The organism is Arthrobacter jiangjiafuii, assembly GCF_018622995.1.
Lineage (GTDB): Bacteria > Actinomycetota > Actinomycetes > Actinomycetales > Micrococcaceae > Arthrobacter_B > Arthrobacter_B jiangjiafuii.
Window position 1 is genome coordinate 3,167,156 of sequence record NZ_CP076022.1, and the last position, 16,084, is coordinate 3,183,239.

Annotated in this window: 14 protein-coding genes; 9 read left to right on the forward strand and 5 right to left on the reverse strand. The window is 66.5% G+C overall.

Translation table 11 applies throughout. The features are described 5' to 3' along the window. The first annotated feature begins 154 nt into the window (after window positions 1–154). Complete coding sequence (acs, locus tag KKR91_RS14845; protein WP_210227655.1) at window positions 155–2,143, forward strand: acetate--CoA ligase; 1,989 nt, start codon at window positions 155–157, stop codon at window positions 2,141–2,143. Between the two features lie 80 nt (window positions 2,144–2,223). On the opposite strand, the gene KKR91_RS14850 is transcribed toward acs, so the two are convergent. Then, window positions 2,224–2,643, reverse strand: coding sequence for an organic hydroperoxide resistance protein (locus KKR91_RS14850; protein ID WP_210227653.1), 420 nt, complete (start codon window positions 2,641–2,643; stop codon window positions 2,224–2,226). A 99-nt stretch (window positions 2,644–2,742) separates the two neighbouring features. Here KKR91_RS14850 and KKR91_RS14855 point away from each other — a divergent pair, with 99 nt between their 5' ends. From KKR91_RS14855 to aroQ, 3 genes are all read left to right on the forward strand, one after another. Further along, on the forward strand, window positions 2,743–3,297 hold the full coding sequence (locus KKR91_RS14855) for a TetR/AcrR family transcriptional regulator (protein WP_210227651.1): 555 nt from the start codon (window positions 2,743–2,745) through the stop codon (window positions 3,295–3,297). Window positions 3,298–3,394: 97 nt separating this feature from the next. After that, complete coding sequence (locus KKR91_RS14860) at window positions 3,395–4,753, forward strand: MFS transporter (RefSeq protein WP_237687399.1); 1,359 nt, start codon at window positions 3,395–3,397, stop codon at window positions 4,751–4,753. Between the two features lie 7 nt (window positions 4,754–4,760). Beyond that, window positions 4,761–5,225 (forward strand): type II 3-dehydroquinate dehydratase, encoded by a 465-nt coding sequence (aroQ, locus tag KKR91_RS14865; protein WP_210227650.1) that lies wholly within the window; start codon window positions 4,761–4,763, stop codon window positions 5,223–5,225. Between the two features lie 4 nt (window positions 5,226–5,229). On the opposite strand, the gene KKR91_RS14870 is transcribed toward aroQ, so the two are convergent. Continuing rightward, complete coding sequence (locus KKR91_RS14870; RefSeq protein WP_210227649.1) at window positions 5,230–6,414, reverse strand: MarP family serine protease; 1,185 nt, start codon at window positions 6,412–6,414, stop codon at window positions 5,230–5,232. A 229-nt stretch (window positions 6,415–6,643) separates the two neighbouring features. Here KKR91_RS14870 and KKR91_RS14875 point away from each other — a divergent pair, with 229 nt between their 5' ends. After that, on the forward strand, window positions 6,644–7,321 hold the full coding sequence (locus KKR91_RS14875) for a Crp/Fnr family transcriptional regulator (RefSeq protein ID WP_104053107.1): 678 nt from the start codon (window positions 6,644–6,646) through the stop codon (window positions 7,319–7,321). Between the two features lie 110 nt (window positions 7,322–7,431). Here KKR91_RS14875 and KKR91_RS14880 read toward each other — a convergent pair whose 3' ends face one another. Genes KKR91_RS14880 through KKR91_RS14890 form a run of 3 tightly spaced genes read right to left on the reverse strand, consistent with a single transcriptional unit; the run spans window position 7,432 to window position 8,973 of the window. Next, on the reverse strand, window positions 7,432–8,343 hold the full coding sequence (locus tag KKR91_RS14880; protein WP_210227648.1) for an NUDIX hydrolase: 912 nt from the start codon (window positions 8,341–8,343) through the stop codon (window positions 7,432–7,434). Then, the gene (locus KKR91_RS14885) at window positions 8,336–8,818 is read right to left on the reverse strand and encodes a RidA family protein (protein ID WP_210227647.1); all 483 of its coding nucleotides are present in this window, start codon (window positions 8,816–8,818) and stop codon (window positions 8,336–8,338) included. The genes KKR91_RS14880 and KKR91_RS14885 overlap by 8 nt, the downstream gene beginning before the upstream one ends. Then, window positions 8,815–8,973 carry a Sp36 family protein gene (locus KKR91_RS14890; RefSeq protein WP_210227646.1) on the reverse strand — a complete coding sequence of 53 codons (159 nt, stop codon included), beginning with the start codon at window positions 8,971–8,973 and terminating at the stop codon, window positions 8,815–8,817. The genes KKR91_RS14885 and KKR91_RS14890 overlap by 4 nt, the downstream gene beginning before the upstream one ends. A gap of 37 nt (window positions 8,974–9,010) precedes the next feature. Between KKR91_RS14890 and KKR91_RS14895 the strand changes: the two genes are divergently transcribed. The 4 genes from KKR91_RS14895 (at window position 9,011) to KKR91_RS14910 (ending at window position 16,080) form a co-directional block, all read left to right on the forward strand. Continuing rightward, entirely contained in the window at window positions 9,011–11,353 is a 2,343-nt protein-coding gene (locus tag KKR91_RS14895; RefSeq protein WP_210227644.1) for a transglycosylase domain-containing protein, read from the forward strand. A 2-nt stretch (window positions 11,354–11,355) separates the two neighbouring features. Then, on the forward strand, window positions 11,356–12,300 hold the full coding sequence (locus tag KKR91_RS14900) for a metallophosphoesterase (RefSeq protein ID WP_210227642.1): 945 nt from the start codon (window positions 11,356–11,358) through the stop codon (window positions 12,298–12,300). A gap of 118 nt (window positions 12,301–12,418) precedes the next feature. Further along, window positions 12,419–14,230, forward strand: a complete 1,812-nt coding sequence (locus KKR91_RS14905) for an ABC transporter ATP-binding protein (RefSeq protein WP_210227641.1) — start codon at window positions 12,419–12,421, stop codon at window positions 14,228–14,230. Next, window positions 14,227–16,080 (forward strand): ABC transporter ATP-binding protein, encoded by a 1,854-nt coding sequence (locus KKR91_RS14910; protein ID WP_210227639.1) that lies wholly within the window; start codon window positions 14,227–14,229, stop codon window positions 16,078–16,080. Before KKR91_RS14905 ends, KKR91_RS14910 begins: the two co-directional genes overlap by 4 nt. Window positions 16,081–16,084: the final 4 nt, after the last annotated feature.

The window sequence follows — 16,084 nt, forward strand, 5'->3', positions numbered from 1 at the left end:
GACTTACCACTCACCGCATAAATACCCCCGTTGCCGTGACCACATGTGACGGGCACCACAAGTCGGAGGGATCGGCGTTAGGGTGGTTTCAACGCTACGGCAGCCCACCGATCCGGGCTGGACCGTGGGCATACAGCTAGCGAAAGGGTTTCCAATGTCTGAACAGCCCCCCGTCAAGACGCACGGCGATGCACTGGAGAATCTGCTCCACGAGCACCGGGCCTTTCCGCCCAGCGCGGATTTTGCCGCCAACGCCGTGGCCAAGCCGTCCCTCTATGAAGAAGCAGCGGCGGAGGGGCCGGAATTTTGGGCCCGTCAGGCCCGCAGCCTGCTGACATGGGAGGAAGACTTCACCGAGACCCTGGACTGGTCCGACGCCCCCTTCGCCAAGTGGTTTGGCGGCGGAAAGATCAACGCCGCCTACAACGCCTTGGACCGCCATGTCGAAGAAGGCCGCGGCGACCGGGTGGCCATTCACTTTGAAGGCGAACCCGGCGACACCCGCACCTACACCTACGCCCAGCTCACCGAAAAGGTCAAGAAGGCAGCCAACGCCTTCGAGTCGCTCGGCGTCGCCAAGGGCGACCGCGTGGCCGTCTACCTGCCGATGATTCCCGAGGCAGTGATCACCATGCTCGCCTGCGCCCGCATCGGCGCGGTGCACTCGGTGGTCTTCGGCGGCTTCTCCGCTGACGCCCTGCGCAGCCGGATCGACGACGCCGAAGCCAAGCTGGTCGTCACCGCAGACGGCTCCTACCGGCGCGGCAAGCCGACAGCGCTGAAGCCGGCCGTGGACGAGTCCCTGGTCAAGGACGGGCACACGGTAACCAGCGTCGTGGTCGTAAAGCGCAACGGCGAGCCGGTCCAGTGGACCGAGGGCCGGGATCTCTGGTGGGACGACGTCGTCGGCACCGCGAGCGCCGAGCACACCGCCGTCGGGCACGAATCCGAGCATCCGCTGTTCATCCTGTACACCTCCGGCACCACGGGGAAGCCCAAGGGCATCCTGCACACCACCGGCGGCTACCTGGCACAGACCGCCTTCACGCACCTGAACACCTTTGACCTGAAGCCCGAGACGGACGTCTACTGGTGCACCGCAGACATCGGCTGGGTCACCGGGCATTCCTACGTCACCTATGCACCGCTGGTCAACGGCGCCACCCAGCTCATCTACGAGGGCACTCCGGATACCCCGCACCAGGGCCGCTGGTGGGAGCTGGTGGAGAAGTACAAGGTTTCCATCCTCTACACCGCTCCGACTGCCATCCGCACCTGCATGAAGTGGGGCCGCGACATTCCGGGCAAGTTCAACCTGGACTCCATCCGGGTGCTCGGCTCGGTGGGAGAGCCCATCAACCCCGAGGCGTGGATGTGGTACCGCACCGTCATTGGCGGCAACGGCGGCAAGAAGGACGTTCCCGCCCCCATCGTGGACACCTGGTGGCAGACCGAGACCGGCGCGCACATGATCGCGCCGATGCCCGGGGTCACCGCCACGAAGCCCGGCTCCGCGCAGGTGGCAGTGCCCGGCATCTCCATCGACGTGGTGGATGAGATGGGCGAATCGGTGCCCAACGGCTCCGGCGGATTCCTGGTCATCAAGGAGCCGTGGCCGGCCATGCTGCGCGGGATCTGGGGCGACCCCGAGCGGTTCAAGCAGACCTACTGGTCCCGGTTCGACAACATGTACTTCGCCGGCGACGGCGCCAAGAAGGACGAGGACGGCGATATCTGGCTGCTGGGCCGGGTCGACGACGTCATGAACGTTTCCGGGCACCGGCTCTCCACCACAGAAATCGAATCCGCCCTGGTCAGCCATCCCTCGGTCGCCGAGGCCGCCGTCGTCGGGGCGTCCGACGAGACCACGGGCGAGGCGGTGGTCGCGTTCGTGATCCTGCGCGGCAGCGCCAAGGACGACGACGACATCGTCACCACCCTGCGCAACCATGTGGGCAAGGAGATCGGCCCGATCGCCAAACCGCGGCACATCCTGGTGGTGCCGGAGCTGCCCAAGACCCGCTCCGGCAAGATCATGCGCCGGCTGCTCAAGGACGTGGCCGAGGGCCGCGAGGCCGGTGACTCCAGCACCCTGGCGGATAACACCGTGATGACCCAGATCGCGGAGTCGATGCGGAAGTAACCTCCTCAGGCAGAAACAGCAGCAGGTGCCGTTCCCGGATGGGCAACGGCACCTGCTGCTGTTTTAGCGGAAAGGGCCGGCTAACCGACCGTGACGTCGAGTGTGACGTCAATGTTGCCGCGGGTGGCATTGGAGTACGGGCAGACCTGGTGGGCGGCCTCAACGAGCTTCTCGGCGGTGGCCTGGTCCACGCCGGACATTTCCACGTGCAGCTCAACGCCGAGCTTGAATCCGACTTCCTGCTTGTGGAGGCTGACATCGGCCGTGATGGCGGCATCGGCGATGGGGGCCTTCTCGGCACGGGCAATCATCTTCAGTGCGGACAGGAAGCATGCGGCGTAGCCGGCGGCGAAGAGCTGCTCGGGGTTGGTGCCGTCGCCGGATCCTCCCATTTCCTGCGGAGTGGCCAGGTTGACCTTCAGCTGGTTGTCGCTGGTCCGGGCTTCGCCGTTGCGGCCGTCTCCGGATGCGGTGGCAACCGCTGTGTACAAAGCGCTCATGGCAACTCCTTCAAGTGGGGAAAACAGGTAGACTAACTAGTACGTCTACTTGGCCAAGTAAACCCGCCGCCGCCAGAATCCGCAACCCGGGAGGATCCAATGACCGCATCACCGGTGCGCACCCGCATCCTGGATGCCGCCTCAGTGCTGTTCTACGCCGAGGGCATCCGCGCCGTCAGCGCCGACAGGATCATTGCCGAGGCCGGCACGTCCAAGGTCACCTTCTACCGGCACTTCCGCACGAAGGAAGACCTGGTGGTGTCCTACCTCCAGGCGCAGTCTGCGCGGGTCCATGCCTCCGCGGAACAGCTAAGCGACGACCCGTGCACCGGACTGCTGCAGCTGGCCGAGGCGATGGGGGCCGAAACCTGTGTTCCCGGCTTCCGCGGCTGCCCGTTCATCAACGCCGCAGCAGAATATCCCGACGCCGCCTCCCCGGTCCGCGCAGCCGTGGCCGAGCACCGGCAGTGGCTGCACGACCTGGTATCCGGCCGGCTGGCTGCCATGGGCCTGGATGACCCGGACGCCCTCGCCGACCAGCTGCTGATGCTGCGCGACGGCGCCATGGTCCATGGCTACGTGGCCGATCCTGCCGCCGCGGCAGCGGCACTGACAGCAGCCGGTCGGTCCCTCGTCGCCGCACGCCGGGACTGACTTCACCCGCTCATCTTCCCGCCGCCGAAGTCCAAAAGTGTGACGCCCGACTCATTGAGTTGGCACCGGGGCACCAGGGATAGCAGAATCAGTGCTCGTGTCCACTTCCAGCGCCACCTCAAATTCCCCCGCAGCAACTCCAGCACCGGAGAATCCGGCCCGCAGCCGCAGCATGGCCCGCAAGGTTGCCGGTGCGTCCTTCGTTGGCACGGCGCTGGAGTCCTACGACTTCTATGTCTTCGGCACCGCCGCCGCCCTGATCCTGAACCGGATTTTCTTCCCCGACGTCGATCCGGTGATCGGCGTCCTGTTGTCCTTCCTCTCGCTGGGCATCGGCTTTATTGCCCGCCCCGTCGGCGCCATCCTGTTCGGCCACATCGGTGACCGGATCGGACGCAAGAGGTCCCTGATCTGGACCATCGTCCTCATGGGCACCGCCACCGGCGTGATCGGACTGCTGCCGGACTACAACACGATCGGCCTCTGGGCCCCGGCGCTCCTGGTGACCCTGCGCCTGCTGCAGGGCCTGGCCGTCGGCGGGGAATGGGGCGGAGCCATCCTCATCGCCACCGAACACGCCGAACCGCGCAAGCGCGCCCTGTACGCCGCGATCCCGCAGATCGGCTCCCCCGTGGGCACCATCATGGTCACCGGCACGTTCCTGGCGCTGACCCAGGTATCGCAGGAAACCATGGAAGCGGGCCTGTGGCGCGTTCCGTTCCTGTTGGCCTTCCCGTTCATGGCCATCGCCCTGTACCTGCGCTTCGCCATCGAGGAAACCCCGGTCTTCAAGGACGTCGCCGAGCACCAGTCCGTTCCCCGCGTTCCGGTCCTTGAGGTGCTCTCCACCCAGCGCATGCCCGTGCTGATCGCCGCCGCTGCATCGCTGCTGGGAATCGGCTCCTATTTCCTGATGACCACGTACACCCAGGCCTACGGCACAGCCCAGCTGGGCCTGTCTTCGGACACAGTGCTCTACGCGGCGCTGGTGGGATCCGTGCTGCAGTTGGCCACCATTCCGGCCTTCGGCTGGCTGGCCACCAAAATCGGTTCGGCGCGGATGGTTGCCGCCGGCGCCGCGGCCACCCTGCTGATTTCCTTCCCGCTGTACTGGGTCATCAGCACCGCGGACCAGACCACCTACATCCTGGCCATCCTGCTCGGCGGCATCGCCCCGACCGCTGCCTGGGCAGCCCTCGGCGGACTGATGGCCGACCTGTTCCCGGCCCGCACCGGCTTCACCGCCCTGTCCCTGGCATACAGCTTTGCCGGCATCCTCGCCGGCTTCACCCCCGCCGTGACCCAGGCCTTCGCCACCGCGACGGACAGTGCCTGGTGGCATCCCGGCGTCGTACTGGCGCTGATGTCGCTGGTGACCATCGCCGGTGCCCTGGCCGCCGCCCGCATGACGCGCCGCAACACCGAGGCGGCGCGCCGCGAACCGGTTGGAGCATAGTTAAGGCATGACAACCCGCACCCGCAACCTCCTTGTCCTCAACGGCCCCAACCTGAACCTCCTAGGCACCCGCGAACCCGGGATCTACGGCACGGAGACTTTGGACGACGTCGAAGCCATGGCGCTGTCCGCGGCCGAGGCGCACGGCTGGACCGTGGACTGCATCCAGTCCAACCACGAGGGCGACCTGATCGACGCCATCCACGGCGCTCCGGGGCTGGCCGACGCGATCATCATCAACCCGGCCGCGTACAGCCACACCTCGGTGGCGATTCCCGATGCGCTTTCCGGCGTCGGGCTGCCGGTCGTGGAAGTGCACCTGAGCAATATCCACCGCCGCGAGGAGTTCCGGCACCACTCCTACGTGTCGGCAGTGGCCGACGTCGTCATCTGCGGCGCCGGAACCGCCGGCTACCGGATGGCCGTGGACTATCTGGCCGCCCGGCTGGACGCAGCAGCAGCGGACGCCTGACGAGCTACTTGCCGGAGATGCACTGCCCCGGGGACACTGCTTCCTGGTAGCTGGGCGCGGCTTCAGCCACCGGCCCGACCTCGGCCAGCGAAAGGGCATACCCGATCGGCTGGTCGCCGGTGGTCTTGGCGAAGATGACGCCGGCAATCCGGCCGTCGATATCCAGCAGCGGGCCGCCGGAGTTGCCCTGCTGGACGTTGGCAGCGAGCGTGTAGACCTCCAGGACCTCCGGGGACGCACCGTAGATGTTTCGCACCGAGACATCGGAGAGTCGCTCGACGTTGGCGGCCTGCAGCCGGAACGGGCCGCCGGCCGGATACCCGGCAAAGGCCGCAGCCGTTCCGTTGGGCAGAGGCTCGCCCATCGGGATCGGCTCCGCGTCCAGGTTGTCCACCGCCAGCACGGCCAGGTCCCGGGCGCTGTCGAAGTAGACCACTTCACCGGGCAATGCACCGCCTCCGGGAACCTGGACGACGGGCTGGGGCACTCCGGCCACCACATGGGCGTTGGTGATGACGCGGTCATCGGCCACCACAAACCCGGATCCGGTCTGGTTCTGGCCGCATTGGAAGGCGGTGCCGGTGATCTTCACCACCGACTCGGACGCGACCTGCAGGCGTTCGGACGTGACCGCCTGCTCCGGAGCCACAACCGTCTGCGGAGCTGCATTGTCCAAAATGGTGGGCAGCCCCTCGTCGAGGGTGAAGGAACGGACCTGCGCGGTCCAGACCTTGACCTGCTCGGGGGTGGCCCGCTCAATCGAACCCAAAACCTTGGAAGCGGCAATCTGCTGCGAGAGGAGCGGAACACCCAGGGTGTTTACGCTGAACGCCAGCATTGCCATGACCAGGGCGGACACCGCCAGGTTCACCGCGCCGCCAAGCAAGCGGTCCAGCGCCCGCAGCGGCGGGAAGTTCAGCCAGCGTCGGATCCCGCCACCCAGTGCGGCTCCGGCGGCATGACCCACCAGGACCAGGACCACCACGGTGGCGATTACGGCGGTCAGCCGCCATCCTTCGTCCGGTACCCAGGTGGCAACCAGGGGGATGGCAAAGAAGGCTGCCACAGCGCCGGCAACAAAGCCGACGATGCCGCCAAGGGTCACTACCAGGCCCTTCCGCAGGCCACTGATGAGGTAGAACAGCAGCACCAACAGCAGAATGACGTCGAGCAGCGAGAATCCGAGCACAAACAGCTCCAAGTAGGTTCTAGAGGGCTTCGCGGGGCTTCACTCGAGGAGTGGCCCGTCTCCAGAGTTTAGCGGTCCAAGCTGTGTATCCCGCTCCCACGGATTGACGGAAGGCAAGCGGTCGGGGCGTCCTTTTTATCATCCGATGGCGAACAAAGCTATTACAGGTGTCACATGGGGCCGTAGTGCGGGAAGATAATAGACGGGACAACTATTTACAGGAGATTTCATGGATATCGAGGTTTTGCGCCGTGCGCCGCTGTTCGCCTCACTAGGAGACGACGTCTTCGCAGCTCTGACCGACGAGTTGACTGAGGTTGACCTTTCACGTGGTGCGTCAGTTTTCCGCGAAGGTGACCAGGGCGACCAGCTCTACTTCATCGTGTCCGGAAAGATCAAGCTGGGCCGTTCGGCACCGGACGGCCGCGAGAACCTGCTGGCCATCCTCGGCCCGGGCGAGCTCTTCGGCGAAATGGCGCTGTTTGATCCGAGCCCGCGCAACGCCACCGCCACCGCGGTGTCGGAAACGCGTCTGGCCGGACTGCGGCACGACAACCTGAAGGCACTGCTGGAAACCCGCCCCGAGGTTTCGGTGCAGCTGCTGCAGGCCCTGGCCCGCCGCCTGCGCCGCACCAACGAGTCCCTTGCGGACCTGGTCTTCTCGGACGTTCCCGGCCGCGTCGCCAAGGCGCTGCTGGATCTGGCGGACCGCTTCGGCCGTCCCGCCACTGACGGCATTCTCGTGGCGCACGAGCTGACGCAGGAAGAACTGGCCCAGCTGGTCGGCGCCTCCCGCGAGACGGTGAACAAGGCCCTGGCCGAGTTCGTCCAGCGCGGATGGCTTCGCCTTGAGGCCCGCGCCGTGGTCATTCTCGACGTGCAGCGGTTGCGTCAGCGCTCCCGCTAGCAGGTTTAGCACCGCAGACGACGACGGCGCCGCTCCCCTTTTCCGGGAGCGGCGCCGTCGTCGTTTGTATTGGTGGTACTTGTGGAACCAGTGGTGCTGGCGAAACCGGGTCAGCGTCCGCGCTGGGCGGACCCCTCGGCGGTGCCGCTGAGCTTCACGGCCAGCCTGTAGCCGTCCTCATACTGCACCAGCTCGGGCTGGAACACCGCAGCGGGCCGGCGCGAGGCCAGGTACGCGATGCAGCCGCGCGCGCTGGCCAGCTTCTCGAGGATCAGTTCCACCGGCGGGACCGTCAGTTCACCCAGGGTCAGGCCCACGGTGTCCGGAAGGCCGATCTCCTCACCCAGGGCGGTGCTGTCGCGCGCCGCGGTTTCCACCGCGGCGGACCGCCACTGCCCCCAGCTGCCCTTGCCATCCAGCAGGGAGGTGTCCTGTCCCACCGGCTGCACGGCCGCGAAGTACCGGGTGTCGAAGCGGCGCAACGCAAAGTCGGCCGTCTGCCAGTTGGACAACGGCCGCAGCAGGTCGGTGCGCAGGCCCAGCCCGCGGCGGGTCAGCAGCTCCAGGAAGGACGCGTCCCGGGCGGCGATGGACACGCGTGCCGCCATCCATTCCGGCCCCCTGGTGGCTTCCAGGAGCGTCGACTCGTCGGGTCCGGCCAGCAGTATCCCGCTTTCTTCGAACAACTCGCGGATCGCGGCGACCACGTGCCGCCGGGCCAGCCGGGGATCGTCGATCCCCATCGACTTGGCCCAGACCGCCGGAGCAGGGCCGAACCAGGTGACGGCGTCGTCGTCGCCCTCTTCGATGCTGCCGCCGGGAAAGGCCACCTTCCCCAGCGGCGACTCGCCGCGGCGGTAGGTCAGGAATGCTTCGGTGCCGCGCGGCGCGTCCCGCACCAGCACCACGGAGGATGCCAGGCGCGGCTTGCGGGGTGTCCGGTCACCGTGTTCAAACCAGCTCTCCGCGGCTCCCTGCTGATGCGGGGGAACCGGGAAGAGCCGGACAGAGGTACTAGGCAAATTCAGCGATCACTTCTACTTCGACCGGGGCGTCCAGCGGCAGGACGGCAACGCCGACGGCGGAGCGGGCATGTGTGCCTGCCTCGCCGAAGACCTTCCCCAGCAGTTCGGATGCTCCATTAATAACGGCGGGCTGTCCGGTGAAGGACGGATCGGAGGCCACATAGCCCACCACCTTGACGATGCGGCTGATGCGGTCCAGATCGCCGATCTGGGCCTTGATCGCAGCCAGCGCGTTCACCGCGCAGGTTGCCGCATAGCCTGCGGCGTCGGCGGCGTCTACCTCCGCGCCCACCTTGCCGGCAGCCGGCAGCACGCCATTGACGAACGGCAGCTGCCCGGAGGTGTAAACGTAGTTGCCGGAGACGACGGCCGGGACGTAGGCGGCAACGGGGGCTGCGACGCCGGGCAGGTTGATGCCCAGCTCCGCGAGCCGCTGTTCCACGGCCGAGACCGCACCGGTCACCTCTGTCATGCCGACTTCTCGCGCTTCAGATAGGCCACCGCTCCGGTACCGTTCGGGGCGGGGGTGATCTGGACCAGCTCCCAACCTTCTTCGCCGTGCATGTTAAGCACCGCGCCCGGGGTGTGAAGGGGCAGCGGCGTGATGAAATATTCCCATTTGCTCATAATCCAAAGACTAACGCGTGCTTGTAGACTGATGCGCATGGCAGCTCGCAAATCACCCCTTTTCGACACGGCTACCACCCTGGGCAAGATCGTCGCGTTCTTCGGCGTGAGTGCGCTCTGCGGTGTTCTGGCTGCGGGACTTCTGGTCCCCGCAGCCGCAGCTACAGGCACAGCCGCGTCCGGTTCCCTTCAGTTCTTCGACAACCTGCCGTCGGAACTGCAGGCAGGGGCATTGGCCGAGCCGTCCAAGATTTATGCCAATGACGGCTCCCTGATTGCCACGGTGTATGAGGAGAACCGCCAGCCGGTCAAGCTGGACCAGATCTCCCCCACCATGATCGATGCGATGCTCGCCATCGAAGATGACCGCTTTTACGAGCACGGCGGTGTGGACGTGCAGGGCCTCATCGGCGCCCTGGTCTCCAACGTCTCCTCGGGCACCAAGCGCGGCGCGTCCACCATCACGCAGCAGTACGTGAACAACGTCATCATCGACACGAATATGCGCAACGATGAGGAAGTTGTCCTCTCCGGCAGCATCAATAAGACCTACGGTGACAAGCTGCGCGAAATGAAGCTGGCCATCGCCGTGGAGAAGCAGCTGTCCAAGGAGGAGATCCTCGAGGGGTACTTCAACATCGTGCCCTTCAGCGGAACCACGTTTGGAGTGCAGGCTGCCGCCAAGTTCTTCTTCAACGTTGATGCCTCCGCGCTGAACATTCCGCAGGCTGCCCTGCTCGCCGGCGTCGTCAACGGCCCCTCCGTGTACAGCCCGGTGAACAACCCGGACAACGCAATCGCCCGCCGCAACATTGTGATCGGCGCCATGCTGGACAAGGGGCGCATCACCCAGGAAGAGCACGACGCCGCCATCGCCACGGGATTGGACCTGAACGTCACACCGGTTCCCAGCAACTGCACCGGCGCCCTGCAGGCACCGTACTTCTGTGACTACGTCATGAACCTGATCGCCCACGACGAGCGCTTCGGCGCCTCCGAGGATGAGCGGCTGGGCCTGCTGTACCGCGGCGGGCTCAGCATCAACACCACGCTGGACCCGGAAATCCAGGCTGCGGCCCAGACGGCCATCAACGAGACCGCCAATCCCGACACCACCGACGCCGAGATCGGCCACTCCATGGTGTCGATGGAGCCGGGCACCGGAAAGATCCTGTCGATGGCGCAGAACACCCGGTATACGCCCGAAGCGGGCCAGGGCAACTCCGTGCTGAACTTCAATGTCGATCAATACCTCAACGGTGATCCGAACAAGCCGCTGGGCGGCATCGGCGGGTTCCAGCCGGGCTCGACCTACAAGCCGTTTACCGTTGCTGCCTGGCTCGATGCGGGCAAGAAGCTGAACGACACCCTCGACGGGAGCAAGCGCACCTACCCCGCAGGCCACAGCTGGAACGCCAGCTGCCTGCCCGGCGGCCGGTACGGCATTCCCGAGGCGTGGACACCGATCAACTACGGTGACACCAATTACAAGACCACCACCGTGATTGACGGCCTGGCCAACTCGTACAACACCATTACGCTCGCGGAGATCAACCAGCTGGATCTGTGCAAGTTCCAGGAGATGGCCTTCGCCGCCGGCATCCACAACGGCAAGAGTTCCGGCGGCGAGAATGTACCGCTTGAGGTCAACCCGCCCTCATCCTTCGGTGGTGGCGGCGACGCCTCGCCGCTGGCCATGGCCACCGGCTTTGCCACCTTCGCGGCCGAGGGCCTCAAGTGTGAGCCCCGCGCCCTGGAGTCGGTGACGGCTGTGGACGGGCGCACCTTCGAGGTACCGCCGCAGGACTGCCAGCAGGTCATGAAGAAGGAAGTTGCCCAGGGTGTTAACGCTGCCACGCAGCAGGTCATGACCAAGGGTTCCGGCCAGCTCCTGCAGATCGGCGTTCCGGTCGCCGGGAAGACCGGTACCAATGACTACCGGTCACAGACCTGGTTCATGGGCTACACCACCGGCATGGTGACCGCTTCCTGGCTCGGCAACTGGGTCTGGGGCGATGAGCGCGGCACCATGACAGGCAAGCAGATCGGCGGCCGGACCTATCCCGAAATCGACGGTTCGCTGATCGCCGGCCCGTCCTGGAAGAACTTCATCCAGCGGATCCCGGGGCAGTACGGTGCCAACGCATTCACCGCGCCCCCGGCCAGCATCATGGGCAATGTGGCTCCCCCGCCCAAGGCAGCACCTGCCCCCACGCCGCGCGCTTCGGGCGCAGCCGACACCGACAAAGACAAAAACGGCGGCGGCGGCGAAGAGGGAAAGCCCGAGGAGAAGCCCGAGGAGAAGCCCGAGGGCGACAACCACGCTTCGGGAGCAAGCTTCCTGGAGAACCTCCTGGCCACAAAGCCTGAGACCTACTAACGGTGGCTGATTCCTCCCGTGGCACAGCCCTGCGCTCAGCCGGCTGGGTAGCCGCCGGCCTGGCCGGCGCCGGGGCCGCAACGCTGGGCTACGCCGGTTTGATCGAACGCAACCTCTTCGGCGTCCGGGCGGAAACCCTGGCGGTTCTTCCTGCGGGAAGCCCGACCCTGCGGGTCCTGCATCTCTCGGACATCCACTTTGTGCCGAACCAGCAGATCAAGACCCGCTGGCTGCAGTCGCTGGCCGATCTGGAACCGGATCTGGTGGTGAACACCGGAGACAACCTCAGCCATCCCGAGGCTGTCCCTCCGCTGCTTGAGGCCCTGAAGCCGCTGCTGCGTTTCCCGGGCGTGTACGTCCCGGGCTCGAATGACTACTACGGTCCGATGCTGAAAAGCCCGTTCCAGTACTTCACCGGGCCCTCGAAAATCACACGCGAACCCCCGGAGCTGCCCTTCGGTGAGCTCTTCGGCGCCTTCGAGGACGCCGGCTGGGCCGGGCTGACCAACCGCAGCGATTCGATGGTGCTGCGCGGTGTCAGGCTGGACTTCTCCGGTGTGGATGATCCGCATCTGGATCGGGATGTCTACGCCGGCTTCCCGGCATCTGGCCCTGCCACTGGATCCGGCGAGGATGACATGGCGCTGCGCGTCGGTGTGGCCCATGCCCCCTACCAGCGCGTCCTGAACTACTTCACCGACGGCGGCGCCGAGCTGATCCTGGCCGGGCACACCCACGGCGGCCAGGTCTGCGTGCCGTTTTACGGCGCGCTGGTCAGCAACTGCGACCTGCCCACCTGGCGGGCCAAGGGTGTCACCGAATGGGAGCACCAGGGCCGCATCGTGCCGATGAACGTCTCGGCCGGAATCGGCACTTCCCGCTTCGCGCCGGTCCGGTTCGCGTGCCGCCCGGAGGCCGTGCTGCTGACCCTGACCGCCCGCAGCTAGTCCGCGGCGGCCAAACCCGGCGCCAGGCGTCGATTCCTCCCCCGGGCCGGGCTTAGGATTGAGCCCTCAAAGGGACGTCCTGCTGGAGCAGCACCCTCCATCCCGACCAAGAGGTTTCATGCCTGCGCAGACAACATTGTGGTTTTCCCTTGGACGGCTGTATCCGCATGTGCGGCCCATCCTTCCCCGGCTCATCCTCGGATTGTTCTGCGCACTCGGCGCCAGCCTGATGGCCCTGGCCATCCCGCAGGTCTTCCGGGTCCTGATCAATACCTCGTTGAGCCCCGGCGGATCACCCTCCGCAGTGTGGGGAGCTGCCGGCGTCGTCCTGGGCCTGGGCGTGCTGGAGGCGGCGTTCATTGCGCTGCGCCGCCAGTTCGTCATTTCCCCGGCAACCACGGTGGAAACGCGTATGCGCACCTCCTTCTACCGGCACCTGCAGGACCTGTCCGTCGCTTTCCACGACCGGTGGGGCAGCGGGCAGCTGCTCTCGCGGGCCATGAGCGACCTGAACCTCATCCGCCGCTGGATGGCGTTCGGCGCCATCATGCTCGTGGTCACCTCACTCACCGCGGTAATCGGGTTCATCGTCATGCTGTTCACGAGCTGGCTGCTGGCACTGATCTTCATGGCCGCTGCCGTGCCCCTTGCCTTTTTCGGCTTCCGATTCAACCGGCTCTACCGGCAGGTCTCGCGGCAGAGCCAGGACCAGGCCGGCGACCTCGCCACCACCGTGGAGGAATCCGTCCACGGCATCCGTGTCCTCAAGGCCTTCGGCCGCAGCCGCGAAGCCCTGGACTCCTTTGAGGAACAGGCCCAGGGGCTGCGCCGGACCGAAGTGTTCAAGGCCAACTCACTGGCGAAGTTCTCCCTGGTCGTGACGCTGCTCCCGGAAGCCGCCCTCGCCGCGGCACTCGTGGTCGGCATCGCGTCGGTGGCAAACGGCACGCTCAGCATCGGTGCACTGGTCGCGTTCTTCGCCACCGCCGCCGTCGTCGCCGGCCCAGTGGAGTCCATTGGCCCGCTGCTCTCGATGACGCTGACCGCCAAGACAGCGATCGACCGGCACTACGAGGTGATGGATGCACAGCGCAGCATCACCAATCCCCTGCATCCGGTCCACCTGCGCGACGTGCGCGGGGAGCTGGTGTTCGACGACGTGCACTTCGCCTACCCCGATACCCGGGAGGGCACCCCCGATCTGATCAACGGTGTCGAACTCTGCCTGCGCCCGGGCGAAACCATGGCCTTGGTAGGGGTCACCGGCAGCGGCAAATCTAGCCTCCTGCAGCTGGTCCCCCGGCTTTATGACGTCACCGGCGGTTCCATCCGTATTGACGGCACGGACGTGCGGGAGCTGGAGCTTGCGCAGCTGCGCACCATCGTGGCAGTCGCTTTCGAAGACACCACGCTGTTCTCCAGTTCGGTCCGCGAAAACGTGCTGCTCGGCGCCGAAACGGCCAGCTCCGCCGAAGCAGACCAGCTGCTTGCCCAGGCGCTGGACGTGGCGCAGGCCGACTTCGTCTATTCGCTGCCCGAGGGCACTGAAACGCTCATCGGCGAGGAGGGCCTGAGCCTTTCCGGCGGGCAGCGCCAGCGCGTCGCCCTGGCCCGGGCCATAGCCGCCCGGCCCACGGTGCTGATCATGGATGACCCGCTCTCGGCGCTGGACGTGCGCACCGAGGAACTGGTCGAAGGCCGGCTGCGCGAGGTGCTGGCCGATACCACCACGCTGGTGGTCGCCCACCGCCCGTCGACCGTTTCCCTGGCCGACCGCGTGGCACTGCTGGAGGACGGACGGATCAGCGCCGTCGGAACCCACGCCGAGCTGCTCGCCGGCAACGCCCACTACCGCCATGTGATCGCGAGCCTGCCCACCGATCCCGAAGATCTGGACAGCGCGCTCGAGGACGGGGAGATCATCCGATGAGCAAGCGCATCCGGGCCGCCGCGTCCGATCCGGCCTACGACGCCTCCGCCCGGCTCGGCACCGCCGGCGAGGACGCTGTCCATTTGGGCAGGGAGGAGAACCAGGCGGTCCGCCGCCGTTCCCTGGCCCTGCTCGGATCCCTGATCCGTCCCAACCGCGCCCGCTTCATCGGCACGGTGGCGCTGGTGGTCCTCTCCCAGGCCGCCCGCGTGGCCGGACCGGCCATCATCGCCTACGGCATCGACCACGCCCTGCCTCAGCTGCAGGCCGGGAACAACCTGCCGCTGGTCCTCTCCGGCGTTACCTACCTGGTGGCTGCGCTGCTGACCGCCGCGCTGACGGCCGGCTATGTGCGCGCCACCGCCATGCTGAGCCAGGTCATGCTCCTGGACCTGCGGCTGCGGGTCTTCCGGCACACCCAGCGCCTGAGCCTGGAGTTCCACGAGAAATACACTTCCGGCCGCATCATTTCCCGGCAGACCTCGGATCTTGAAGCGCTGCGCGAACTGCTGGATTCGGGAATCAGTTCGCTGGCCTCGGGCGCCCTGTACATGGTCTTCACGGCCGTGAGCATCTTCCTGCTCGACTGGCGTACCGGGCTGCTGCTGCTGGCCGCATTCGTGCCCATGTTCGCGCTGACCCGCTGGTACCAGAAACGCTCCCAGCTGGCCTACCGTGCCTCCCGGGTGGCTTCCGCGAAACTGATCGTGCACTTCATCGAAACCATGACCGGCATCCGCGCCGTCAAGGCGTTCCGCCGCGAAGAGGCCAATGCCGCCAAGTATGACGACCTGGCCGGGGACTACCGGGTGGCCACCGTCCGCTCCATCAACCTCAACGGCATTTTCCAGCCCGGGCTGGTGCTGATCGGCAACGCCACGGTGGCCGTGGTGCTGCTGGCAGGCGGCTTCCGGGTGCTCGACGGCGGCCTCGAACTGGGTGCCCTGCTGGCACTGCTGCTGTACGCCAAGCGCTTCTTCCAGCCGGTGGACCAGATGGCCATGTTCTACAACTCCTTCCAATCCGCTTCCGCCGCCCTGGAAAAGGTCTCCGGCCTGCTGGAGGAAGTCCCCACCGTCCGCCCGCCCAAGCAACCGGTGGAGCTGGAGCACGCCGCGGGTGACATCCGGTTCGACGGCGTGGAGTTCCGCTACGGCGACGGGCCGGTCATCCTGCCGAAGATGGACCTGCACATCCCGGCCGGCCAGACGGTGGCCCTGGTGGGTGCGACCGGTGCCGGCAAGTCCACCCTCGCCAAGCTCATTGCCCGCTTCTACGACCCCTCGGACGGTTCGGTGCTGCTGGACGGGGTGGACCTGCGCGACCTCACCCAGCGTGACCTGCGCCGCGCCGTCGTCATGGTGACACAGGAGGCGTTCCTGTTCAGTGGCTCCGTGGCGGACAACATTGCCCTGGGCAAGCCAGAGGCCAGCCGCGAGGAGATCATCGCGTCGGCCAAGGCAGTGGGGGCACACGGGTTCATCGAGGCCCTGCCCGAGGGCTACGACACCGATGTGAACAAGCGCGGCGGCCGGGTTTCCGCCGGCCAGCGGCAGCTGATCAGTTTCGCCCGCGCCTTCCTGGCCGATCCTGCGGTGCTGATCCTGGACGAGGCCACGTCCTCGCTGGACATCCCCAGCGAGCGGCTGGTCCAGCGCGGGCTGAAGACCCTGTTGGGCAACCGGACGGCGCTGATCATCGCGCACCGGCTGTCCACGGTGGAGATCGCCGACCGGGTGCTGGTGATGCACGACGGCGAAGTGGTGGAGGATGGCACTCCGGCGGAGCTCACCGGCGGGCGCGGCCGGTTCGCGAAGCTGCAGTCCGCGTGGCAGGAATCGCTGGTGTAGGAGC